Source organism: Cohnella sp. WQ 127256 (assembly GCF_024519285.1).
Lineage (GTDB): Bacteria > Bacillota > Bacilli > Paenibacillales > Paenibacillaceae > Cohnella.
In genome coordinates this window covers 59,882-84,786 of the sequence record NZ_JAMZCY010000011.1, presented here as the reverse complement: position 1 = coordinate 84,786, position 24,905 = coordinate 59,882, and the positions used below count along the sequence as shown (strand labels likewise).

Genomic DNA, 24,905 nt, shown 5'->3' with positions numbered 1-24,905 from the left:
GGAGTTGGATATTTGAAATGGAGCAAATAGGTGTAATCATTCAACAAGGTCCACAGCATTGGGCAATTATTCAGCAGGAAAAGGGCTTTGGAAGTATAGCTTTATCAGGTGTTTGGGCGGGGATGGCCGATCGGGTCATCAATCACGCTCAGGTTTTAGCTCGAATTGTTAATGAGGCGGATGGTAGAATCGTTGTCCCTTGGCGTCCCTGTAAGATGCAAGTGGAGCAGACTTGGGAGATAACCTTGGATGGGATTCCAGCAGGAGGGCTGTATCGACTTGAAACCTGCCTGCAAATCGATAACCATATTGCTTTGGAATGGGCCGCGCGAGGCGATATGATCCACCATGTCGGAGTTGGTGATATCTGGGTTATCGCTGGACAAAGTAATGCTGCTGGATATGGCAAAGGTCCTATTGAAGATTCACCGCAGTTGGGCATTCATTTACTTCGACATAACGGGGTTTGGGACTTGGCATCCCATCCTTTTAACGAGTCTACAGCTTCTATTCATTATGAGAATAGAGAATTTGCCAATCCAGGTCACTCCCCGTTTCTAGCCTTTGGTAAAATGATTCAGGCTCATACGGGCAGCCCGATTGGACTTCTTCAAACCGCATTTGGTGGATCACCTTTAAAGGCTTGGAATCCAGATGAGGATGGTTACTTATACCGCAATATGATGAAAATCATCGCATCCGCAGGGGGCAAAGTCCGCGGTATTCTGTGGTATCAGGGCTGTTCAGATTGCAATCCTGAGGAATCTTCCAGCTACTTGGTACGGTTTGAGAGGATGGTTCAACATATTCGCCTCGATCTGAACGTTATGGATTTGCCTATATTAACGGTTCAGCTTAATCGATGTACAGATGTAGCATCCATAGAGGTTAATCAATCATGGGGAAGAGTGAGAGAAGCCCAGAGACAAGCTGCTCTTATTCTGTCTGAAGTGTACACAGTACCCGCCTTGGATTGTCCATTATCAGATGGAATACATAACAGCCCTGCTGGAAATATGATCATTGGTGAGAGAATGGCCAAGGTTGCTTTAGCTCATATTTATACGAATACACTTGGATCTGCAGCTGCCCCGAATCTATCTTCCGTTGTTTGGCAGGTTGAGGATGGGATTGCTAGCATTTGTCTGCAGTTTGCCAACGTTTCAGGTTATCTTATTGCCATAAGTCCGACAGATAAATTATTTTCAGTTGAAGATGCAAGTGGAGAGATTGAGATCACTCAGTGGGAAATAACAGCTCGTAATGAGATCACACTGCGCTTGTCCAGATCTCCTGAAGGGGAATCTTTCGTACATGGTGCATATGAAATGAACCCTTCCAGCCATTTGCCGTTAGATACGGACACTTATATGCCGATGCTTGCCTTTTATAAACAGCGGGCAAGGTTAGCGAATATCGATTTTTAATCTCATCAGCCATTTATGCGTTGAATAAATGATCAATGGTGACCATATCGTAGTTTTTTCTATATTGTCCTGGAGACAAGCCAGTTAATTCCTTGAATATTTTAGTGAAATATTTCCCATTGCTATATCCAACTAATTCGGCGATCTTTTCAATCGTATAATTAGATTCAAGCAGCAGCGCCACTGCTTTTTTTACTCTTATTTTTGTTAGGTATTGGACGACGGTTATTCCTGCATGTTGATGGAATAGTCTAGCCAAGTGATATTTGGAAACCGATACTTGAAGGGCTAAATCCTCCAACCCCGCAAGAGTTGGATATTCACTTTCAATGAGCTTCACCGCTTGTATAACGCAATCAGGCCAATGTCCAACATTGGCTTGTTTTTGTTTTGCCTCGCGATAGAGCTCAGTTATGAATTGATAAGTCGCTCCCGCTGCTTGATATCCATCGGTGATTCCTTTTTTTGCAACCTCGCGGTAGATTCTGAACAAATAACGGATGACTGGAGAATCCACTTCTAGAGTAGGTAGGATGCCAATTGTCTGATTGACAAAGGACCAGCAATCTCCAGCATGATCACCTTGAAGGGCAATGAAGAGAAATTGCCAATGGTCACTTTCCTTCGGAAAGTAATATTCATGATCACCAGGAACTTCAACGAGAAAGGCTTGACCAGCCTTTAATGGGTAGATTTGGTCTTCGATTCGGATCATGCCTTGTCCTGAGAGTGTATATTGAAAAATAAATATTTTATTGCTCCCACGCTTAAGTCCGTTCCAAATAAATGATGGCGAGATCACCTTCATTAACCCGATTGAATGCAATTGTACTGGGGAATTAGGGGGATATTTCAAGAAATGACACCCATAAGAACCGAAATTCAAATCGAAATCATGATATAGCAATATAATATACCTCCAAGCAAGATAATGAAATTGTAAAGGGAAATAAGCAAATATACAATGGTTTTGTAACGCTTGAGCCATCAAATAATAAGCAATAAAGTGGAGGTAGTAAAGGATGGAATTTAAATGGGTTGATAAATTAAAACAAGAAGGCCTACCATTAACTCAATGGATAGAGGCAACAAATGGGTTTCACATTGATGGTTACGAGTTTCCCTCATTTTCGCCGCTAGGGTTAAATGAAATGTCGTCTATTAGCGAAGACGGAGTGCTAAAAGTAATTACATCTATTCAATCTGTTGAGAATAGCTTTGTTATTCAACATACGATTGAAAATTTGTCCGATCAACTGACTAAGCCGATTTATCAGATTCAACCGTTAAAACTGATATTTAATATCCCGGGAGCTCAATGGAGGCATTTGTATGCTAACGGAGGTACGTTCGAATTTTATTATCCTCCCAAAGCCTATCAAATCCAAGAACACTCTCGGTCGGAAGAAACATTCCGAATAGAAAGTCATCCGGGAGGCAGATCCTCGGATCTGTATCTTCCTCTTCTCATGTCATTGGCTTCTCAAGATCCAAATAGCGATGGGTTGTTTTGTGGCATGGAATGGTCAGGAGGCTGGTACATAGAGCATCAAGGTTTGGTTAAGCCGAAGGAAACGGAATATTCGCTTGCCCACGTAAGCGACCAAAGCCAACTGACAGTTGGCATTAAAGTGAATGGATTACGGCTGCAGCCAGGGGAAATATTAAGTCTACCAGCCGTTCATGTTGGTTTTTTCTCGGGTGGTCACCGCGCAGGTACGCAGGGACTTCGCAAACATTTGCACGAGCATGTTTGTGCACAGTATCATGATAAACCGATGATTCCGATCGTTAGTTATGATCATTGGTTTGGTATTGATAACTCACTTAATGAGACAATCATGAGAGAGCAAGCGAAGCGGGCGGTTGATTTGGGCGTGGAAACCTTTGTAGTCGATGCTTCATGGTTTCCAGGTGATTTTCCAAATGGAGTTGGAAACTGGGAGCAGGTGGATGAGCTGAAGTTTCCTCAAGGGTTAGAACCACTGGCAGACTATGTAAGGGATATAGGCATGGGCTTTGGTCTTTGGTTTGAACCGGAGAGAGCTTGTGAGGGAACGATGGTCGCAGAGCTTCATCCCGATTGGTTTATAAAGCTGGAAGAAAAAAACCAATATCTGATGAATCTAGCATTAAAGGATGCGCAGGATTATTTAATTACGATGATCGGCGGATGGATTGAACGTTTGAAACTCGTCTGGATCCGTTGGGACTACAATATTGAACCGTTAGATTTCTGGAAAAAGGAAGACCCGACTCTAAAAGTTCAATTTCACTATATGGAAGGATTGTATAGAGTATTGGATACCTTAATTGACAAGTATCCGGATTTGATGATTGAGGGATGTGCGGGTGGGGGGCGACGAATCGATCTGGGAACGATCAGAAGATCCCATACCTTTTGGTTTTCTGACCATTCGAAGGATCCATGGGTTTGTCGCTATATGCAGGCAAGAGCCAATCGCTTCCTACCAGGTCACTTGTTGAATAGCAGCGTGGCTGTGGGAAGAAGACAGGGGGATGCACAATTTAATGATGTTGCCATCTTAAGCAGAATGATGGGGAAATTGGCCTTCGATGGGGATATTGCGAGTTGGTCTTCTCAATTAACGATAACGATGGAGAAATGGACCTCACATTTCAAAAGCATTCGTCACTTGCTCGTTCAGAACTTTTATCAGCTTACGTCCATTCCAACAGCTTCGGAAGACGGGGATGCGGTTCAGTTTACGAGCTATTCAAGGGATGAAGCAGTGCTATTTATTTTCTCTGGTAGTGAGGATATGAAGATGAGCATTCCTTTATTGGGGCTTGATAACGATCGAAGCTATGAAATACGTTACTTGTCATCGGATGAAGTAGAAGAGAAGAGCCTGTATGGTAAAGGCATAGAATGGATGAGAGAGGGACTTCTAGTTGATCTTCCGGCAAATCAAGCTAGACTGATTCATTGTCGACTTTCATATCGCACTCGATAGGCTGGCTAAAGAATAGGTGTAATTTATTTACTCTCTACTATCAATTATTCAACTTTTATTTAGAAAAACAATTAGAAGAAGGTTCTCTCATGTTATGTTTACAAGAGAGCGATAGATAATAAAAGCATATGGGAGATAATGGTATGAAAAGGGTTTGGACATGGATACTTACGCCTATTCAATACATCAAACGCTCCTTTTATAGGAAGATGCTCTTGGCTTTTTTCGCCGTTATTGTGCTGACGGTTACTTCACTAGGTGTGAACTTCTATATTGAAACCTCAACTAATATTAAGCAAAGTGAGATTTCAAATATGAACCGAGCGATAGAGCAGGCGGTTCAAACCCTGCAATTACAACTGGGTAACATTAAGAATGATGCTTGGGGTTTCTTTGGAGATGAGGAGCTTCAAATTGCGTATAGGGATATATATGAGAATTTAGAAAAGATAGAGTACTTTAATTATAAGTTTCTGTTCATGCAGAATAGCAATGCGCTAGTTCAAATGATCACGGTAAATGATAAGGAAAATATTACACGTATTAAGGTGATGGCATCGAACAACTATGTCGAAGACCGAGATCTCTTTGAAATGGAGAAGGAGAGGCTCAATCAGATTGCGTTAAGCAATAATGGCAAGGAGTCCTGGGTACTAACTGAAATCTATGATAAACAGAAAAAACAAATGTTCCAGACGATCGCCTATACACAAGCTTTAAAGGATGTGTATGCCGATTTTCAGCCCGTTCTTGGCAGCATGATTGTTATTCTATCATTCGATAAGTTACAAAATTGGTTGAACGATTTAAAGATTCAAGATCATGGTGAGTTCTATCTGGTGAATAAGCAGGATAGCCAAATTATTCTAAGCACGGAGATGGGGAACATCGGATCTCCTTTGTTTCAAGAAGCAAATTTAATGAAATGGAATGAACATAATGATGAGCCTTATGCCTACGTAACCGATCAAAGTGGGAAGTCCTTGGTCTTCTATCGAAGCGTAGCCAATACAGATTGGATTCTGGTTGGGAAGGTTCCTGTTTCAGTGTTATTGGAGGAAGTCAATGCTTTGGCCCAAAGAGCCATCATCATTGGATTTGCTTGTTTAATGATCGCGATGCTCTTGGCGAGCCTATTATCTTCACGTGTGCTGGTACCTATCAGACGCTTGAGAGTAGGAATGAGACAGATCCAGCAGGGAAAGTATAAAGTCTCTATACCTGTGGAAACGAATGACGAGATCGGATTTTTTGTCGTCAGCTTTAATAAGATGGCGATGGAAATTGATCGGCTCATTAAGAAGGTTTATGAAACGGAGTTGAATAAAAAAGATGCAGAAATCAAAGCACTGCAGTCTCAAATCAACCCTCACTTTCTATACAATACATTAGGAACGATTGAAAGCTTAGCAGCCGTTCAAGGGGAGGACAAAAGCATTCAGGAAATTTGTCATTCTCTGGCGCAAATGATGCGCTATAACGTGAATGGTGGTAGCTTCTCTACTTTTGCTGAGGAAATTCAACAGATTAAGCAATATCTTAAGATTCAGCAGATTCGTTATGGAGCTCGTTTACAGTATGAGATCGAGGTGGAGTCTGCGCTGGAATCCGTGCGGATTCCCAAGCTGTTATTTCAGCCTATTGTTGAGAATAGCATTATTCATGGTATAGAGGGTTTGCGAAGAGGGGGGCAAATCTGGATAAAAGCAGTAACTCAGAATGAGCTGGATATTGTCATAACGGTTAAGGATAATGGTCTCGGCATGAAAGAGGAGCGACTCAAAAAGTTACAAACCGATCTTGCGGAGGTTTCAATACGTGATTTTTCGGTGGACCGTGAACAACGGTCAATTGGTATCGTTAATGCCCATGAACGTCTGAAATTAATATATGGTGAAGTCTATGGTCTAACAATTAAAAGTGAGCTTGGTAAAGGGACGGAAGTTTCAATTCGGTTAATGAAAACCGTTGTCTAAGAAAGGTGAGAGTGGGATGACCCTTAAGGTGCTTATTCTAGATGATGAAATGATTCAGCGTAAAGGGATCATCGTCAAGATCCAGTCCTATGCGCTACCGCTTACGATTATGGGTGAAGCGAGTGATGGTGAAGAAGGACTGGAGCTTATTAAACAGGAAATCCCCGATATTGTGATTACAGATGTGCGTATGCCTGAAATGAATGGCTTGGATTTCATTGAGAAAGCACTGGAAATAAATGCGTTGATCTCATTTGTTATTATTAGCGGGTACAGCGATTTCGAATATGCCAAGCGTGCCATTAAATATGGAATATCCGATTATCTATTAAAGCCCATTGATGAGGATGAGCTACAGCTTGTACTGAGCCAACTCATTCATAAAAAGGAATCAGTGAAAAAAAGCCAAGCGGAATTGGATAAGCTAAAGCAAGATCATGAAATGAATCGGGAGAGTATTAGAAAGCAGTACTTAACTAGAATGATTCAAACAGGACAAGCATCCCTGCCTATGGAAAATAACTCGAAGCTGATTACAGATATGGAACACAGCCACCCTTATTTTCTGGCAATCGTGCTAGAGCTAGAGTCTTTTATACTCCCCCATTATTCATTTAGGGCTGGTGAGGAGCATCTGATTTGGTTCGCAGTTGAGAATGTGATGTCAGACCAGATGAAGCTGGCAAACTATGACGGATTTATTTTCCAGCATGCTATCCATCAGAATGAAATGGTCTATGTACTTGGGATAAGTCACATCAATGAGAACATTATGATCAAGGAATGGCTTGCCAATGTTCTCTATGGTATCAACCGTTATTTGAAGCTGGATGTCACGATTGCCATTGGTAGTGTTGTGGATCAGATGAGTTTAATGCAACAGTCGTATCAGTTGGCCAAATTATCGCTACGCAATAAAATGATGCAGGGTGCCAACCAAATCTATGATTATAGCGTAATTCGTGCACAATCGAATTCGAAGCATAATGTCATAAATGATCACGAGGAACGATTGTTGTTCAAGCTGTTATCTGATGGTAATGGAGTAGGACTCATCAATTGGGTGGAGAAACGTGTGCAGTTACTCGTGGATACTCCTTTGTCGACTTATGTTCATCTCGAATGGTTTTGTGTAGACATGTTTTTGCTTATGAGAAAATACCTAATCGAGAAAACGAAAAATTCAGACTTGTTAATTGGTGAGATGGATGATCTACAGTTCTGGCTACAAAATTTAATGAGCTGGAAGGACGCGGTTCAGCATATTAGTAATCAGCTTTCACAGATTACTATATTTATCGCTGCTAAAGAAAATCACCCAAGTAAGGATTTGATGGGTGAAATAAAGCAGTATCTGGATTCAAATCTACAATCGCCGATCTCGCTTCAATTGATTGCAGAGCGTTTTTTTATAAATCCGACTTATTTTTCCAGACGATTTAAGATGAACTATGGTCAAAGCTACACCGAGTATTTGACAAACGTACGACTCGATAAAGCCTCAGAATGGTTAATTGGAACAAATCTCAAAATTCAGGAAATAGCAGAATTAGTAGGCTATGAAGGTGCAGCTTACTTTAGTAATGTTTTCAAAAAAGAACGTGGTCTTTCTCCAAACGAATTCCGGCAGGAGCATCGAACTCCTAAATAAGGTTGAATTACTTATAAACGAAAGAAAAATTATTGTATTCAGCACAAAGTGCTCCCATTATACAATTCAATTGTTAATAAAATATGATTTGTGGAGGCATTTGCGTGAAATTAAAAAGTGGGGCATTTAAGTTATTAACCGTATTGCTGACTTCTGCAATTGTACTAACTGCTTGCGGATCATCCAAGAATACGCCTGCAGCAAGCACCGGAGCAAGCGCTACAACTCCAGCCGTAGAATCAGCATCTGCAACACCGGAGCCTGCAAAGGATGTTGAAATAACGGTTTGGGATCAACCGAATGATGATGATCCGAATAAGAAGGTTCAAGAAGAAATATTCGCAGCCTTTGATGCTGAATATCCGCATATCAAGGTTAAGCGTGAGAAATTAGATGATAAATATCGCGATAAATATTTAGTGGCTATGGCAGGAGGGGTTGGTCCGGATGCTTGGCATGCAGCAGCTTTTCCTGATATTCAGAAATATATAGCTAATGGATTTGTATTAGATTTAACAGATCGTTTGAATGCATGGGCAGATAAAGATAAAATGATGGCTGCCACAATGGAAGCTGGAAAGAAAGATGGTAAGTACTATGGCTTAACTTACGATGCTTACGTAATGACATTTGCTTATAATAAGAAGCTGTTTAAGGAAGCGGGTATCGAAAAACCTCCAGCAACTTGGGATGAATTCAGAGAGGTTGCGAAGAAGCTAACCGATCCTGCTAAGGGTACTTATGGCTTTAACATTCTGGGTTTAGAGTTTGCTGATTGGTTCTTTGAATATTTTCCTTGGCAAGCAGGTGGAGATTTGACAGTGAGAAATGACGATGGAACTGCGACACTAACCTTTACTTCTGAGCCAGTCGTTCAAGCCTTACAATTCTACAAAGATTTGAAATGGACCGATAAAGTGGTGCAGAAGAATGTTGTACAAAGCTTAGTCGACAACCTAAAAGACTTCGCAGCAGGTAAAGTGGGTATGGAAATTGGTAATGTAGATTGGTTTACAGGTAACGGCATGAACATTCAAGATATCGGTTTGATGCCATTTCCAAAGGGACCCGTTGGTAAAAACCCAGGTCAAGTTGGTGGGTCATATTGGACGATAAATGCCAAAACAAGCCCGGAGAAACAGGATGCAGCATGGACTTATATTACTTATATGGCATCCAAAGAAGTTGCTGAGAAGAAGCTACAATTCTCTGCCGATAATGGAGCATTTCCAGGTTTGCTACAAGTTCGTACAGATGTTGATGTAACTAAATTCTTTGCCAACATCCCTGCCGACCTGACAGCAGTTGTTGCAGAGACTGCCGCTGACCCCCATTTAGAATATTTTCTGAAGGAAAGACTTACCCCTTATGTTGTCGGTGCTGTTCAAAAAATACTGTTGGATGAAAAAGCAGATCCGAAAGCGGAGCTTCAAAAAGCACAAGATTTAGCCCAAAAAGAAATTGTTGATAAATATAACGCAGATGTATTAAGCGCAAAATAAACGATTTATCGATTGATAGATGTCGGGATTCCCACAGAAGGATTCCCGGCATTTTTCTTTGAGAAAATATGATGAAAAATATAGTTGTCGATATTGATCAACAATCAGCCATTCTGACAGAACGCCATTCCGCAACATAATTTCGCAAATTCGTAATAATACGTATTGTCCGTGTATGGAGTCAGGTTGTTCAGACGTAAGGATAAGCTCTACTACGGCAATTGCAAAGGATACACTTTTGTTATCACCGTTGGAAACCCATCTTTTATCATTGGAGCCGACAGGTATTACGCTAGACTCGGAAGGCTATACGATTAAAGTTGGGGAGCAGTGAATAGCAGCGCAATTACAGTAACGGTCACGCTACAGCATCTAAGTAAATATGGAGTTCTGGAATTTAACAAGAGGTTTAGCGATGTGCCAGTCACGCACTGGGCTGCTAGGGCGTTGCAGGTATTGGCGGTTAAGCACGTTGTGTACGGTGTGAGTGTTGACCTCTTTGCGCCGAATGCTCCGATCACGCGTGCGGAGATGACCGTTCTAATTGCAAGAGCACTTGGATTAAAGGATGACGCGAACGTAAATGCCGAGTTTGCGGATTCGAAGGATATCCCGGTATGGGCAAAGTCTTCGGTGGCAGCACTTAAGCAAATGGGCATCATTCAAGGCAGAGAGCAGAATAGGTTCTATCCGCAGGCTAACGCAACGAGAGCAGAAGCGGCCAAGCTGATTCTGGAAGTCATTAATCAACTGAAATAAGAGATAAGGAAGAGGCTCCAGGGCGTAAGTCGCCTTAGGGCCTCTTTTGCTGTACCTAAATGAGGTTGAATTACTTTTAGGTGAAAGTAAAATTATTCTATTCATCGTTAACTGGTCCTATTATACAATTTAAATAAGCAAATAAGGATGTCGGGATTCTGCTAAAGGAGTCCCGACATTCGACATTGATCTTCAAAAAAAGGGTGATGAAATGGAAATGATTATGGATACGAAGCAAGAAAAAAAACAAAAGCGTAAGTTTGTTATCCGTTGGGTACCCGTTTTATTTTTAACACCCTCAATTATTTGTTATTTACTATTCAAATATTATCCAACAATTCGTATGATCTATATCAGTTTTTTTGACTATAACATCGGAAATCCACCAGGTAATTTTGTCGGCTTAGATAACTTTATACAGACTTTAACAGCAGCTACCTTTTGGCATGCATTTGGAGTTACCCTCGTGTTTGCATTATTATATTTGGTCTTAACCTTCTGGATTCCTATTGTCCAGGCTTTATTCCTGAATGAAATTCATCGAGGTAATGTACTATTTCGGTTTATCTATCAAATCCCTGCTATTGCACCTGGTGTTGTCACTGTATTGATCTGGAAGTTTATGTATAACCCGGATTACGGGGTATTGAATTATTACTTAGGCAAACTAGGACTAGGCCCTTATCTATGGCTAAACGATCTCAATGTAGTTAAATATGCCATTGTTTTACCTTCTGTCTTTGCTAGCTCGGGTATTGCTATTCTTTTATACTTTTCGGCTATTCGTGCGGTATCAACAGAAATCTTGGAAGCGGCGAAGATGGATGGATCAGGTCCTTGGAGAAGAATGACAGCGATTATTTTGCCTAACATTCGGTTTATAATCTTGATCCAGTTTATCGCCTATTTAACAGGTGCACTCTATACGTTTGATAACATTTATGTTTTCACACAAGGTGGTCCTGCTAATGAGACAATGGTGGCTTCCATCCTTGTGTATAACGCAGCATTTAATGAATTGCGCTTTGGTACAGCTAGTGCAATATCCTTTCTATTATTTATCCTTACAGCGCTAATTACATTTATACAACTAAGACTCTCGAGAGAATCGGATTAATGGAAGGAGGGAAGGCAATGAGTAAACATCACATTAAAGAAAAAGGTCAGCACACAATGAAGTTTATCGCCTATCTGATAACTCTGTTTTTTATATTAGCCGCGTTGTTTCCATTATTGTGGATGATCTCCTCATCGATGAAGAATGAATTATCCATAACAGCAAATCCACCCAAGTGGTTGCCATCTATTCCTCAAACCATTCAAGTGACATTGGACTATACAGGTCAAGGTATTAATGATGCTGACTTTTATGAAAAAGACGCGATGAAAGCGATCTGGTTTCCATGGAAAATGAATAGTCGTGATTTGATCGGAGCTGTTGTTATCGAAGGGGTAAAAGATGGACAACTCTTGTATCGGGCTAAAACGGCAGGTTACTCCTTCCGATACGCAAACAAATTTATTGTTCCTTCAAGTCTATTTAATGCAGACGGACTGGATAATAAGCTACCAGATATTAAAAAACAAAAGCTATCTTCGTTTAAGTGGTATGGAGATGCCGCGATATCAAATGAAAAGGCAATATCAAGCTCGGATTCTGAGATCGTTCAACACTTTCAAGAGTTCTATCAGTCGACTGAATTTGTGAAGGGCAAGCCGCAAAGCTTGGAGGTATCCAGAAGTTTTTGGAGTATATTCGACAGCTATCGGACGGTCATTCTTATGGGGCAGGCCCAATCTAGTAACGGCCCGTCCTATCTACATTATTTTTATAATAGTGCCTTCGTCACCCTTGCTTCAATCCTACTTCAGCTAGTTATAGGATCCCTGGCAGCCTATGCCATTTCATTTACAATTCGGAGTAAGAAGCTTCAATTGTGGTTGACATTGTTCTTTCTAGCAACGCTTGCTGTGCCCGATATTGTACTCCTCGTCCCACTTTATTTAACTATGACTCAACTGCATTTGGTGAACTCATTATGGGGTGTCATTTTACCTCATACAGCGTGGGGGATTGTTATCTTTTTATTCAAGGGATTTTTCGATCAATTGCCACGCGAACTCATGCAAGCTGCTGAAGTGGATGGTGCTTCAGATCTTAGGAAGTTCATACAAATTGTACTACCGATGTCGATTCCTATTTTCACTGTTGTTACGGTTATGGTTTTCTTACCTGTTTGGAATGAGTTTTTGTGGCCGTTGGTTATTTCGACGGGGCAAGACAATTGGACAATTACAGTTGCCTTAAATTCACTACAATCAACAACCCCATCGAATATAGTCATGGCTATTGGCGTTCTGAGCATGATCCCTCTACTCATCGTATTTGCAACCTGCCAAAAGTATATTGAAAAAGGTGCTTCTTTTACAGGTGTAAAGGGATAAGTGAAACTCAACACAAATGCAACAATTGAGGTAGATATAATGAATCAATCTATCGCAGCCTCTATAAGGAAAGTCCTGAGATAGAGAACCGATATCGTGCTTCTTACCGATCCGGAATTTCGCAGCTTCTATTTGGACGGTCAAATTGTAACGATCGGATTGCCTCTCAGCAATATTCAATCAGAAAGGAAATACAAACAACAATGAATAAAGATCTCAAGCTTCATATGATTGGTAACGCGCATTTGGATCCAGTATGGCTCTGGCAATGGCAAGAGGGTTATGCGGAAATCAAAGCGACCTTCCGCTCGGCGTTGGACCGAATGAATGAATTTCCCGATTTTATATTTACTTGTGCAGGTGCCGCTTACTATGAATGGGTAGAGCATAATGCACCGGAGATGTTCGAAGAGATTCGCAGGCGGGTGCAAGAGGGACGTTGGGTAATCGTCGGGGGGTGGTGGATCCAACCCGACTGCAATCTTCCCTCGGGCGAATCCTTCGTCCGTCACGGATTGTACAGCCAACGATATTTCCAAGAAAAGTTCAACGTTATGTCTAAGGTAGGTTACAACGTCGACTCTTTCGGCCATCACAGCATGATTCCACAGATTCTGAAAAAGAGCGGTATGGATTATTATGTATTCATGCGTCCAGATGAGCATGAGAAGCAGATGGGACGCAGCTTATTCTGGTGGGAAAGCAAGGACGGGAGCCGCGTTATGACGTTCCGTATTCCGATTGGCTACAGTAGCAACTGGGGTTCCGAGAGTTATAATGATCCCATTCGCGGCAAAGCCCTTGAGGTGTTTGAGCTCGCGGAGAAGCATGAACATGACCTCATGAACTTTTTTGGAGTCGGTAATCATGGAGGCGGACCTACGATCGGGAATATGCAGGCCATACACCGTCTACAGAAAGATTACTGCAAAGATCAATTTAAGATTAGTTCTCCGGATGCTTATTTCGAAGAAATGGGAAAAAGACACCTCGACCTTCCGGTTCATACGGATGACTTGCAACATCATGCAAGCGGATGCTATTCCGCCCATTCGGAGACGAAAGCCTTAAATCGCAAAGCAGAGCATCGTCTGCTGACAGCTGAAAAGTTTAGTGCCTTCTCGTATCTGATAGCTGGATTCAGTTATCCGGCAACTGAGATTCTCCGCGGATGGAAAAACGTCATGTTTAACCATTTTCACGACATCATGGGTGGTTGTTCCATTAAAGAAGCCTATGAGGATTCAAGGGAAGCTTACGGAGAATCCCTTAACATCGCTGCGGTCACTCTGAATGCAGCCTTGCAGAAGATCTCGTGGTCCATCGACACGATGAAGGATGAGATTCAGTCCTTAAGCAAAGATGAAGATTGGCTACTCTGGGAGCAGAAGGATGCAGGAGTTCCTCTCGTCGTCTTTAACCCTCATTCTTGGGAAGTCCATGCTCATATTCAAATTAACAAAATGGTCAAGAGTATCAGCGATGATAAGGGTGAAGCCATCGAGTACCAGGTTGTTCGTGGATCCCGCACTAATAAAGAAGATAAATATGATACTGTTTTCATGGGACGAATTCCAGCAATGGGTTACCGCGTGTACTGGATTTACAAGGATAAGGAACTGCCGATTAGTGTAACGGGACAAGGTCTAGTCTCAGAGGCTTATTCATTGGAGAACAACTGGTATCGTCTTGAGATTGAGCCCCATACCGGACATATTCGTAGACTGTACGATAAGCTAAATGGCGTGGAAGCACTGAGGGGTCAAGGCGCGGTTCCGATCGTGATCGATGAGCATCATTGTGACACATGGTCTCATGGGGTATTCGAATTTCGCAACGAAATCGCTAAGTTCTCAGATGCACAAGTCAAATTGATTGAATCGGGTCCAATTCGCTCGATTCTGCGCGTTACGAACCAATATAACCATTCGGTGCTTCAGCAGGATTTCATTCTTTATCGGGACAAGCCTGGGATTGAAGTGAAGGTAAAGCTCGATTGGCAAGAAAAACACAAGATGCTCAAGCTCTCTTTTCCGGTAAACGTTAACGATCCTGAGGCCACTTATGAAATTCCTTACGGGTATATCGAAAGACTGGTAAACGGCGAAGAAGAACCGGGACAACAATGGCTGGACGTAACAGGAAATACGGGTTCTGATGTCGCACCGCGCTACGGACTTACACTACTTAACGACTCGAAGTACAGCTTCGACGTCAAGGATAACGACTTGAGAATGACTGTCGTGCGGAGTCCGATGTATGCTGACCACTACGGTGTTCGGGACGAATTTAACGAATATATGGATCAAGGCGTGCAGGAATTCCGCTACGCTCTCTTTCCCCATATAGGGGATTGGCGGAATGCCGAAGCTTCCAAAAAGGCTAATGAACTGAATGTTCCGCCTATTCACATTATTGAAACCTATCATAAAGGCTCACTGCCTCAGATTACCGAGGGAATTCGGGTGTCTGCTGGCAACCTTATCGTTACCGTATTCAAAAAAGCCGAAGCTCAAGACGGTTTTATTCTTCGCTGCTATGAAACGGACGGACAGGATGGAGTAACGAATATCGAAATTCCAGTTCTGAACCGCAAGTGGAGCATGCGCTTCAGTAAGTGCGAAATCAAAACGTTATGGATCCCTTCCGATCCAGAGAAAGCTGTTTCGGAAGTCAATATGATCGAGATGCCGATGTAAGGAGAAAATCTATTGAAAGGAAAGAAAATGTATGAATCCTCATCTACAAGTGCTCCAAACTAAGTATCCGGAATTGAGGGAATGTCTTCCCGAAATCCAACAGTCCTTTAGTCTCTTAGAATCCTGTTATCGACATTATGGCAAAGTATTGGTCGCCGGAAACGGGGGCAGCGCAGCCGATAGCGAGCACATTGTTGGGGAATTGATGAAAGGCTTTATGCTAACTCGTCCGGTTCCCCCATCGTTCCGGCATCAGTTTGCGCAGCTATTTCCTGAAGAAACGGACGAGGTTTGTAACGGATTGCAAGGAGCCTTACCTGCAATTTCGCTAGTAAGTCATAGCGCCTTCATGACGGCCTACTCCAATGACGTTGATTCCGATATGGTATTCGCACAGCAGGTTTACGGTTATGGCAACGAAGGGGATGTATTTCTTAGCCTTAGTACCTCAGGGAACTCTCGCAATATCATTCGTGCCCTCCAAATCGCTAAAGCAAAGGGCATGAAAACCGTTGGTTTAACAGGGAGCTCGGGAGGACAAATGAAGGCGCTATGCGATGTCACGATTACAGTTCCCTATCACCAAACACCGGATGTTCAAGAGAGACACCTTCCCATCTATCATACTTTGTGTATCATGCTGGAGGAGGTGTTTTTCGGACAATGATCACCTACGCCGGAATGGATATTGGCGGAACCAAATGCGCGGTCACAATCGGTCGATCATCGGAAAATCACATCGAGATTATGGATAAAATAAACTTTATGACTCCCCTTACACCGGAGGAGACCATTCAACAATTAATTGATGAATTAATGGTTTTATTCCTGAAATATCCGGAAGACCAACAACGGTTAAAGGCAGTAGGGATCAGCTGCGGCGGACCTCTTGATAGTCAGCGTGGACTTATTTTGTCTCCCCCTAACCTACCTCATTGGGATAAAGTTGACGTCATTGGCCCGATCAAACGCCACTTCAATGTACCGGTCGGTTTGCAAAATGATGCCAACGCATGCGCGCTCGCCGAGTGGCAGTGGGGTGCGGGACAAGGAACTCGCAATATAATCTTCCTTACCTTCGGTACCGGAATGGGAGCAGGGCTCATCTTGGACGGACGTTTATATTCAGGAACGAATGACAATGCGGGCGAAGTCGGGCATATTCGTCTGGAGAAGGAAGGGCCGATCGGATATAACAAGGCAGGATCATTCGAGGGTTTCTGTAGCGGAGGAGGCATTGCCCGGGCTGCTCAATCTCAAGTAAGAGAACGAATAAAGAATGGCGGCGCATTGCCATCGTTCTATCATTCGTCTGATTCCACCAATGAGATATCGGCTAGAGATGTAGCGGAAGCTGCTCAACGAGGTGACCCAGTTGCACTTCAAATTTTCCAAGAAGTTGGCGTTCATCTGGGACGTGGAATAGCTAATCTTATTGATCTTCTTAATCCGCAGAGAGTCATAATCGGCAGTATTTATGGAAGACAAAGACAGCTTATCGAACCCTATATGCTGGAAGAGCTTAATAGAGAGGCTTTGCCGAATTCCTTGGCGGTTTGCGAGATCGTTCCTGCTTTTCTAGGGGAAGAAGTCGGAGATTATGCAGCTTTGTCTGTTGCCAGAACGTTGCACATGAGTCAATCCAATCTAAAATAACGCCAAGCTTCACCTGTTTCGAATCCAAAATTAAATCCCAACCTTCTGTGATCCCTTGCAAGGTCTCATTCATAGCTTCTTGACTCCAGCCGGATGGACAATGCAAGGTGACTTTTCCACTAACTTATGTTGAAGGGCCGGGCCATCATGAATGGGGCTATTGGGATACGCATATCAAGGTTTTTTAGTAATATCATAATCTGCTCATAGAATGTCATGATTAACCCATAACGAGGATTTACACTTTTTTTTACAATAGAAGAAATTCTAACAGAATGGGGTGGGTACCTAATAATGATAACTACAAGTTGGAAAGCCAAGTGGGTTTGGGGAGAGGGGGAGGAAAGTCCTCGAAATGAATGGAGATGCTTCCGTAAAACATTCGACGTTCCGGCTAATGCTGAGTCTCACACTGGGTCTACATTACGAATTACGGCGGATTCTCGTTATGTTCTGTACGTAAATGGGACGAGGCTCGGTCGAGGACCCGTTCGCTCATGGCCGTTCGAGCAAGCTTATGATACTTATGAAGTTGGACATCTATTAAAGGTTGGCGAAGAAAATACAATTGCTGTACTCGTCCTACACTTCGGGTTGTCAACTTTCTACTATATCAGAGGACGTGGAGGTCTGTTGGCTGAACTCAATGACGCGGAAGGTAATGTCATCGTTGCGACCGACGAGACTTGGCTTAACTCACGTCATCTCGGACAGCATCCACGCGCACCACGCATGTCGATTCAGCAAGGATTCTCAGAATACGTTGACGCTAGGGCATGGGATTCATCATGGATGAAGCTAGATTATAACGATGTGGGATGGTCGAATGCAATCGTTCTTGGTCCAGTCGGTATAGCACCATGGACGTCACTAAAGCCTCGGGACATCCCGATGCTGACGGACGAGACGGTTTACCCCGTGCGGGTTGAGTCGTTGGCGAAGGTGAGATCATTCCATTTGACAACAGCGATAGATATTCGCAATGCGCTGAACGATGGCAGTGAGGACCATGCGAATGGGATTCAACTTACTGGATTCGTGGTGACTTCGATTCGTACGGCTTGTGCGGGTTCAGCTACACTAGGTTTTTTGCAATCGGGAGGATGCTTTAGGGCATTGTCCTTAAATGGAGAAGAAATCCCCCATGACCATATATATGGAACGACTCCCGAAAGATATGTGGACGTTAACCTGAACGAAGGGGATAACCTGCTTGTTATCGATGTATCCGGAGGCTTCCATACCGGTAAGCTACAGATCGGAATATATGGAGATCAGAGTGGTGATCTTTCATTCGTTGCCCCTTTAGAGCAGCTAGTTAACCATTCAGAATCTACCTTCTATCGAATCGGTCCATTCGATTCTGTCATCCCAATAGATCATCAGCCTAATAGAGAGCTTATTTGGGATCATCCTGTATACGTTGAACTGCTCGGTACATTGAAGCAACCAGAGGACTTGGAGCGATTCGCAGACTGGATAAGCCCAATCGATCCTAAGTATGTGTCTGAGGCTGATGTGTTCGCGCTTAGTGTTTGGCGTAATGAGAACGTGAAGTTTGCGGTTCCCGCACAGCTTCAGAATGCAATCATTCCAAATAATGAGGCTGGTCTCGTGCCATTGTTCGATGGCTATGATACTGAAGTACTGTTCGATCTGGGCAAAGAATATTCCGGCTACCTCTCTTTCGAAGTGGAGGCAGAAGCGGGAACGGTGCTTGATTGGTATGGCTTCGAGTATATGTCCGGAGAATATCGACAGGATACGTTCGACTTAGATCATACTCTCCGTTACGTATGTCATGAAGGGCGACAAGTGTATGAGACGCCTATCCGCCGTGGCTTCCGCTACCTGGCGCTAACGGTGCGCGGAGCAACGTTACCTGTGCGAATCTACGGCTTGACCTTCATTCAAAGCAACTATCCAATGGCCGAAGTGGGGCGGTTCGAATGCTCTGATGCGCTACTCAATGATATTTGGGAAATAAGCCGGCATACGACAAAGCTGTGTATGGAAGACACGTTCATCGATTGTCCAGCATATGAGCAAACGTTCTGGGTCGGCGATAGCCGAAACGAAGCGCTCGTAAGCAATTACTTATTTGGGGTGCAGGATATTCTGAAGCGTTGCTTACGACTTGTTCCCGGCTCCAAGCACCAATCGCCGCTGTATGTGAACCAAGTGCCGAGCGGATGGAGTAGCGTGATCCCGAACTGGACGTTCTTTTGGGCAATCGCTTGTGCGGAATATTACGAGCAAACCGGAGATGAAGCGTTCGCGGTAGAAATGTATGACCCTATTCGGTACACGCTGGAACACTATTTGCTCAAGATTGACGAACGCGGATTGTTTAATGTAAAAGGCTGGAACCTATTAGATTGGTCGCCGATCGATCAGCCTAACGACGGTGTTGTGGCGCATCAGAACATGTTCTTGGTTCAGACTTTGCGCGTAGCGGCACAGATGGGGACGATTGCCAAGGCTGAGGTCGGCGTAGCCAAATTCGAGGAAGCGGCTAATCATCTTGCACATGCAATCAACGAGCAGCTTTGGGATGGAGAGAAGCAAGCATTTATTGATTGCATTCATGTGGATGGTCGTCGCTCAGACAGCGTGAGCATACATTCGCAGGTTGTCGCCTCACTTACGGGTGTCGTACAGGGGGAGCGCAAGATGATCATCGACGCTTATCTCGTTCAACCGCCGGAACATTTTGTGCAAATCGGTAGTCCATTTATGTCCTTCTTCTATTATGAGGCATTGGCCAAACTGGGTGAGGTTCGTCTTATCTTGGACGATATTCGCCATCACTATGGCACGATGATCCGTAATGGCGCGACCACGTGCTGGGAGCAATATCCGAACTTCATTGAGAATCGGGCTAATCCGGATATGCTAACGCGCAGTCATTGTCATGCGTGGTCGTCTGCTCCAGCCTATTTTTTAGGTCGTGAGGTGCTTGGCGTGAAGAGTCTGACGACAGGCTGGACTGAAGTTGAGATTGCGCCTGCACCAAGTGGACTTACATGGGCGAAAGGGAGTGTCCCGCACCCGGCAGGAGGGCGGATTGATGTTTCATGGACCCTTGATGAGAGCAACCAGACGATTCAGCTTAATGTGTCCTATCCGGAAGGGATGATAGCTCGCATCCGTTTGCCAGAAGGCTATACCGGCTCGATCACGGAAATGAAGCTGGGCATCTTATAAGTGAATAGGTGTTAATGTAATGAAAAGAGATTCCAAGGCTGCACTATTCTTGGAGTCTCTCTTGTCGTTTCGCAAAAAACATATTCGATAATGATCTAGCTCTCAGACTTCTCTTCCTGAAGAAGCTGCTCTTTAAAATCTGTTGGAGATTTGCCTGTAACAAGCTTAAATACTTTAGTGAAATAGTGTCGATCCGTATAGCCTGCAATTTCGGAAATTTCTTTGAACGGCATATCGGGATAAATTCGCATGAGCTCCTTCGCTTTATCAATACGGAGAGTGGTTAGATATTCGACAAAGGTTTTGCTGAGATGCTTGCGAAATAGAGTTCCCAGATGGGTGCTCGAAATTTGAAATCTATCCATGATGTGAGTCATAGAGATGACTTCACTTAAATTTGCAGCCATATAGTCTGTGATTTGTTCGATTAAGAGTTTTCCTTTGTTACTGATTGACTCATGCTCTTCAATCCGGAAAATATGGGATAACAAGCTCCAAATGTCTTCAACTGCTTTCTCATAGGAGTAAGCCGAGTCGATGATTTCCTCTATCTCTTTCTCTGTAGTAATACTCGTAAGTGGATCCAATGTACGGAAGTATTTCTCTAGCCATTGAACAATTTGTTTGCAATTTTTTTGTAAATAGAGGTTAGGACATGAATTCCGCTCCCACTGGTCAAACCAATGAGTGATTACCTTTTTTAATAACTTCCAATCTTTTTTATCAACGGCGATAACGATCTTCTTCTCATCTGTGCTGTCCAGCAGCAGGCTGGATTTTTCAAAGGCGGGTTGAGCTTCAAATAGGAAGATCTTCTTTGTATGTCCAATAACAAGCTGTTGGTACAGTTCATCGTGAAGATGATGGGCAACTTGGTGAAGCTGCGTTATTTCTTTGAAAATAGAGCTAACCGCCATAGAATGGTTACTTCCGTTATACCCGATAATCTGTAGGAATGCGGCAGCAAAATTTTTAATCTTCTCATCGTCGGAATTATATAATCCGAGCACGATAACCCTATTTTTCGAATCATTTCTTGAAAGGATCCAAGCTCTTTCGTTCTTAAGTAATAAGGGGTGCTGGGCTAATTCTCTTTGGATTTCGTGCTCCGTTGGAGTAGGTGAGTGGTCTTTGTTCAATAAGGACGTCGTCTTATTAAAATAAAACACATGATAACTGGTGAAGGTAAAGCTTTGCTTTAAGGTTGCTAGGGCTTCTACCTCTATGTGTTTGCTGTCCAGCAGCTCATTGAGTAAAGATTGTTGTCGTTGATAGGATTCCATGTCAATCCGTTTACTCGTTTTATTCAATAATTGTTCTATGACCGAAGGATCAACAGGTTTGACAAGATAATCATCAACATTGGCGCGGATTGCGTCTCGGGCATATTCGAAGGAAGAGTAACCACTCACGATAACAACGATGATCTGAGGCCACTTTTGACGAATGGTTGTGGCGAGCTGGATTCCATTCATATGTTGCATCTTGATGTCTGTAAAGATTAAATCCGGTTGAAGGGTAGGGATAGCTTCTAGTGCCTGGCTAGCGCTAATACATTGTGCGACAATCTGGGTCTGTTCAGATTTACTGAAGTGACTGTTTTCTATGACTTCTTTAAGGTGGTCAATGTAGAAGGGCTCATCATCAACAATCATAATCCTCATGGTAGTCACCTCCATTACAGAATGTGTTAGGGAAATCGTATTATAGCTTTATGTAGCCTTGGAAATAGACATAAGCTCCACAATCTTCATTATTTCCAATGGAAAAATGATATTGCTCCTTGTACATGAGCTGGAGTCTGGCGATTGTATTCACTAAGCCCATCCCACCAATTGCAACAGGCTCTTTAGCGGTTTGACTCGTCTGAATTTGTTCGAGAAAATCCTGAATGTTGCGATTTAATGTTTCTAAAGATTTAGGGTCAAAGCCGACACCATTATCGGTGATGCGTATTTCCCACTTGTTTCCGATTATTTTGCCGATGATTTGAATATCCAATTGCTTGTCGATATCTGGTAATCCATGCTGAATGCAATTTTCTATGATCGGCTGAATGAATAATTTGGGAATTGGAATATTTAATAGCACATCAGGAACATCAATTACATAATGAAGTCGGTGTTGGTATCGGGACGTTAATAGATCTAAATAATCCTTGGCAAATTCAAGCTCATCCCTAATGGTCGTAATGGATGAACCGGAAGAAATCGAATAGCGTAAAAACTGGGAGAGCTTTCTACTTGTTTCAGATACAGCCTTTTGTTGGCCTCTGTCTGATAAGACGGTAATGACACCTAGCATATTAAATAAGAAATGGGGGTTAATATGGGCTTGAAGAATATCAAATTTGGCTTGCATTTGCAAGGTTCGAAATTGAACGGTTTCCTCAAGACTATCTTGTAATCTCTGGTTCAATGCTAGAAAGGAACGATTAATGATTTCGATCTCGCCCATATGAAATTTATTATCAATAAAGGCCTCATTTTTCTCCCCGAGATTAATGGAGTCAATCGCCTTTTTTAACTTTTTAAGGGGATGGGTTAAAATCTTAGCAAGAATAAAGTAAACAAATATCGAGACTGCAATCAGGAGAAATACACTTAACAATGTGACGTTACGAAACAATTGTAAAGGTGCAAATAATTGAGATTTCGGAATCGTTACGACAATCGTTACTCCTGTTTCCTTGGAAGTCTGATACATATAGAAATCGTCTTTCCCCTGATGATTAGTAATAATACCGTTCCCTGCACTTGAGATGCCAATCTTATTAAGGATATTTGTTAGCTGTTGGGAAGAGGGTTCTGAAGCAAGGGGGGCAGAAGAATAAAGAACCTCGCCCGCTTGCAGGATCATAAGCTGCTTATCTTGGTTCGCATCTATTTCCTCTATATGGAGTAATTCAGATGATTTAAATTGTATCTCTAAGAAACCAACAGGATGTGAATCCCAATTGATCTGTCGAATGAATGAAAAGACGGGACCGGAATCCATAGATGACCATCTGTCCTTCTCCGAGAAATCCAATAGGGAGGAGCCTTTCGCAGCTTCCACCTTCTTAAACCCATCATTCGCAAGGATGGTTTGTTGAATATCGGCATCCGCTTTGTTAGTTGAGTAGAATTCTCCGTGTGGCGTAAACAAATTAATTCTATGAATCGTTTGATAGACTGCAGCATTCAAGTAAAGGGAGTTTTGAATCGCCTTTTCAGATTGTAAGATTTCACTGGGACTCGAATCCTTGAAATAGGTAATAGAATTTAGATACTGAAAAGTTGTATAGTTTGAATTGTCACGATTCATATACATTTGGGTGCTTACATTGTTACTAATGGTTGAGTATACATCGAGAGCACCTGAGTAACCGCTTACAACTCGGCCTATATTTTCTTTGATATTAGTTTCAATGTTATTCTTCAGATACACATACATCGGCACACTGATAATGAGAGCAATTATGATTAGGACAAGTGAATAAGTCACATATAACTTTGTTTGTAAATTCTTGAAAGATAGCATAAATGACCTCCTAAGTCAGTATAACACATTCCAAATGTCAGCCTCCTTTGTGTGAAATCTTCCCCCTGGTACTTTCAAAATCACCATTTACGATTAAAAGTGTCGGAGTCGCATAATTGAGATAAGTGAGGTGAACCAACTATGCACGAAATATGGCTAGACGGGGATAAGCTACCCTTGATCAGAGATATAGGTGAATATGGGGCGCAGGAGCCAGCGTGGGCACATCCGGATAGAGTGATGGACTATCATCTGTTTTTATTTGTTACTGAAGGTCGATTGACCCTATGGGAGGACGAAAGCGAATATATTTTGCGCAAAGGACAGGGTTTATTTCTAAAAAAGGGAATCCGCCAATGGGGGCAACCTATTAATGAACCTGGCTCACGCTGGTTTTTTATTCATTTTTTTGATCAACCTTCGAATCCCCTCGACAAATTGGAGATGGTACCGCTCACTTTTGCAAATAAGGGGGCAAGCTGGTTTTCCCAAGATGTATATCAAACCTCGTTCAAATTACCCAAAACAATTGAAGTCCCGAATGATGCGCACACCGAAAGAAAACTAAAGGAATTGCTACAGCTGTATCGATCGAGCAACGATTTGCGTCACCTTCTGCTTAGCATGAATACTCTGGCGCTTTTTTTAGATTTATATCAGCAATCAGAGGCTCGTAAAATAAATTCCAAAGCGGATATCACCGTTCATAAGATCATCGAAATTCTGGAAAAAAATAGTGAACGTAAAATCTCGGGTCCTTATATCGCTTCGATCATGAAGATGAATTACAACTACTTATGTGAAGTATTTAAGAAAAAAACAGGGTTAAGCATCCTAGATTACCACCTCAGGTTAAGGATAGATAAATCGGCGGAAGTATTGAAGAGCGGGAAGCTTACTATTTATGAGGTGGGAGAGAGGTTCGGCTTTTCCAGCCCGTTTTACTTTAGTCGGATCTTCAAGAAGATAACCGGATATTCACCTTCAGACTATTTGAAAAACCATTACATAAACTGAAAATCAGACAACAACTCTGTGGTTCGCTGTATTCTCCGGCGTGAAGTTCGTTGCTAGAATTAGGTT

General features: G+C 42.6%; 16 protein-coding genes. 13 read left to right on the top strand and 3 right to left on the bottom strand.

The genetic code is table 11. The annotated features are described in order from the left end of the window. Positions 1-17 precede the first annotated feature (17 nt). Positions 18-1,427: a sialate O-acetylesterase gene (locus M1K58_RS26500; RefSeq protein ID WP_256761909.1), complete on the top strand. Its 1,410-nt coding sequence runs from the start codon at positions 18-20 to the stop codon at positions 1,425-1,427. A 13-nt stretch (positions 1,428-1,440) separates the two neighbouring features. Here M1K58_RS26500 and M1K58_RS26495 read toward each other — a convergent pair whose 3' ends face one another. Beyond that, positions 1,441-2,334 carry a helix-turn-helix transcriptional regulator gene (locus M1K58_RS26495; RefSeq protein WP_256761908.1) on the bottom strand — a complete coding sequence of 298 codons (894 nt, stop codon included), beginning with the start codon at positions 2,332-2,334 and terminating at the stop codon, positions 1,441-1,443. A gap of 115 nt (positions 2,335-2,449) precedes the next feature. On the opposite strand from M1K58_RS26495, the gene M1K58_RS26490 reads away from it, so the two are divergent. The 11 genes from M1K58_RS26490 (at position 2,450) to M1K58_RS26440 (ending at position 20,300) form a co-directional block, all read left to right on the top strand. Further along, positions 2,450-4,405: a glycoside hydrolase family 36 protein gene (locus tag M1K58_RS26490; protein WP_256761907.1), complete on the top strand. Its 1,956-nt coding sequence runs from the start codon at positions 2,450-2,452 to the stop codon at positions 4,403-4,405. A 143-nt stretch (positions 4,406-4,548) separates the two neighbouring features. Continuing rightward, positions 4,549-6,381, top strand: coding sequence for a sensor histidine kinase (locus M1K58_RS26485; RefSeq protein WP_256761906.1), 1,833 nt, complete (start codon positions 4,549-4,551; stop codon positions 6,379-6,381). A gap of 16 nt (positions 6,382-6,397) precedes the next feature. Beyond that, entirely contained in the window at positions 6,398-8,032 is a 1,635-nt protein-coding gene (locus tag M1K58_RS26480) for a response regulator transcription factor (protein WP_256761905.1), read from the top strand. Between the two features lie 104 nt (positions 8,033-8,136). After that, the gene (locus M1K58_RS26475) at positions 8,137-9,534 is read left to right on the top strand and encodes an extracellular solute-binding protein (RefSeq protein WP_256761904.1); all 1,398 of its coding nucleotides are present in this window, start codon (positions 8,137-8,139) and stop codon (positions 9,532-9,534) included. Positions 9,535-9,864: 330 nt separating this feature from the next. Beyond that, positions 9,865-10,293: an S-layer homology domain-containing protein gene (locus tag M1K58_RS26470; protein WP_256761903.1), complete on the top strand. Its 429-nt coding sequence runs from the start codon at positions 9,865-9,867 to the stop codon at positions 10,291-10,293. Between the two features lie 211 nt (positions 10,294-10,504). Beyond that, on the top strand, positions 10,505-11,410 hold the full coding sequence (locus M1K58_RS26465) for a carbohydrate ABC transporter permease (protein ID WP_256761902.1): 906 nt from the start codon (positions 10,505-10,507) through the stop codon (positions 11,408-11,410). Positions 11,411-11,427: 17 nt separating this feature from the next. Beyond that, positions 11,428-12,738: a carbohydrate ABC transporter permease gene (locus M1K58_RS26460; protein WP_256761901.1), complete on the top strand. Its 1,311-nt coding sequence runs from the start codon at positions 11,428-11,430 to the stop codon at positions 12,736-12,738. 203 nt (positions 12,739-12,941) lie between these two features. Further along, entirely contained in the window at positions 12,942-15,437 is a 2,496-nt protein-coding gene (locus M1K58_RS26455) for an alpha-mannosidase (RefSeq protein ID WP_256761900.1), read from the top strand. A 31-nt stretch (positions 15,438-15,468) separates the two neighbouring features. Continuing rightward, positions 15,469-16,104, top strand: a complete 636-nt coding sequence (locus tag M1K58_RS26450) for a D-sedoheptulose-7-phosphate isomerase (RefSeq protein ID WP_256761899.1) — start codon at positions 15,469-15,471, stop codon at positions 16,102-16,104. Next, a complete protein-coding gene (locus tag M1K58_RS26445; protein WP_256761898.1) occupies positions 16,101-17,093 on the top strand; it encodes an ROK family protein in 993 nt (330 codons plus the stop codon). The genes M1K58_RS26450 and M1K58_RS26445 overlap by 4 nt, the downstream gene beginning before the upstream one ends. A gap of 294 nt (positions 17,094-17,387) precedes the next feature. Continuing rightward, positions 17,388-20,300, top strand: a complete 2,913-nt coding sequence (locus tag M1K58_RS26440) for a family 78 glycoside hydrolase catalytic domain (protein WP_256761897.1) — start codon at positions 17,388-17,390, stop codon at positions 20,298-20,300. A 95-nt stretch (positions 20,301-20,395) separates the two neighbouring features. Here M1K58_RS26440 and M1K58_RS26435 read toward each other — a convergent pair whose 3' ends face one another. Beyond that, a complete protein-coding gene (locus M1K58_RS26435) occupies positions 20,396-21,964 on the bottom strand; it encodes a response regulator (RefSeq protein ID WP_256761896.1) in 1,569 nt (522 codons plus the stop codon). A 40-nt stretch (positions 21,965-22,004) separates the two neighbouring features. Beyond that, positions 22,005-23,822: a cache domain-containing sensor histidine kinase gene (locus M1K58_RS26430; protein ID WP_256761895.1), complete on the bottom strand. Its 1,818-nt coding sequence runs from the start codon at positions 23,820-23,822 to the stop codon at positions 22,005-22,007. A 141-nt stretch (positions 23,823-23,963) separates the two neighbouring features. On the opposite strand from M1K58_RS26430, the gene M1K58_RS26425 reads away from it, so the two are divergent. Then, positions 23,964-24,839, top strand: a complete 876-nt coding sequence (locus M1K58_RS26425; RefSeq protein WP_256761894.1) for an AraC family transcriptional regulator — start codon at positions 23,964-23,966, stop codon at positions 24,837-24,839. Positions 24,840-24,905: the final 66 nt, after the last annotated feature.

What these genes read in the sequence shown, in the direction of transcription:
- M1K58_RS26500 (WP_256761909.1), top strand. Translation starts at nt 18, where the DNA reads ATGGAGCAAATAGGTGTAATCATTCAACAAGGTCCACAGCATTGGGCA.
- M1K58_RS26490 (WP_256761907.1), top strand. Translation starts at nt 2,450, where the DNA reads ATGGAATTTAAATGGGTTGATAAATTAAAACAAGAAGGCCTACCATTA.
- M1K58_RS26485 (WP_256761906.1), top strand. Translation starts at nt 4,549, where the DNA reads ATGAAAAGGGTTTGGACATGGATACTTACGCCTATTCAATACATCAAA.
- M1K58_RS26480 (WP_256761905.1), top strand. Translation starts at nt 6,398, where the DNA reads ATGACCCTTAAGGTGCTTATTCTAGATGATGAAATGATTCAGCGTAAA.
- M1K58_RS26465 (WP_256761902.1), top strand. Translation starts at nt 10,505, where the DNA reads ATGGAAATGATTATGGATACGAAGCAAGAAAAAAAACAAAAGCGTAAG.
- M1K58_RS26460 (WP_256761901.1), top strand. Translation starts at nt 11,428, where the DNA reads ATGAGTAAACATCACATTAAAGAAAAAGGTCAGCACACAATGAAGTTT.
- M1K58_RS26455 (WP_256761900.1), top strand. Translation starts at nt 12,942, where the DNA reads ATGAATAAAGATCTCAAGCTTCATATGATTGGTAACGCGCATTTGGAT.
- M1K58_RS26450 (WP_256761899.1), top strand. Translation starts at nt 15,469, where the DNA reads ATGAATCCTCATCTACAAGTGCTCCAAACTAAGTATCCGGAATTGAGG.
- M1K58_RS26445 (WP_256761898.1), top strand. Translation starts at nt 16,101, where the DNA reads ATGATCACCTACGCCGGAATGGATATTGGCGGAACCAAATGCGCGGTC.
- M1K58_RS26440 (WP_256761897.1), top strand. Translation starts at nt 17,388, where the DNA reads ATGATAACTACAAGTTGGAAAGCCAAGTGGGTTTGGGGAGAGGGGGAG.
- M1K58_RS26435 (WP_256761896.1), bottom strand. Translation starts at nt 21,964, where the DNA reads ATGAGGATTATGATTGTTGATGATGAGCCCTTCTACATTGACCACCTT.
- M1K58_RS26430 (WP_256761895.1), bottom strand. Translation starts at nt 23,822, where the DNA reads ATGCTATCTTTCAAGAATTTACAAACAAAGTTATATGTGACTTATTCA.
- M1K58_RS26425 (WP_256761894.1), top strand. Translation starts at nt 23,964, where the DNA reads ATGCACGAAATATGGCTAGACGGGGATAAGCTACCCTTGATCAGAGAT.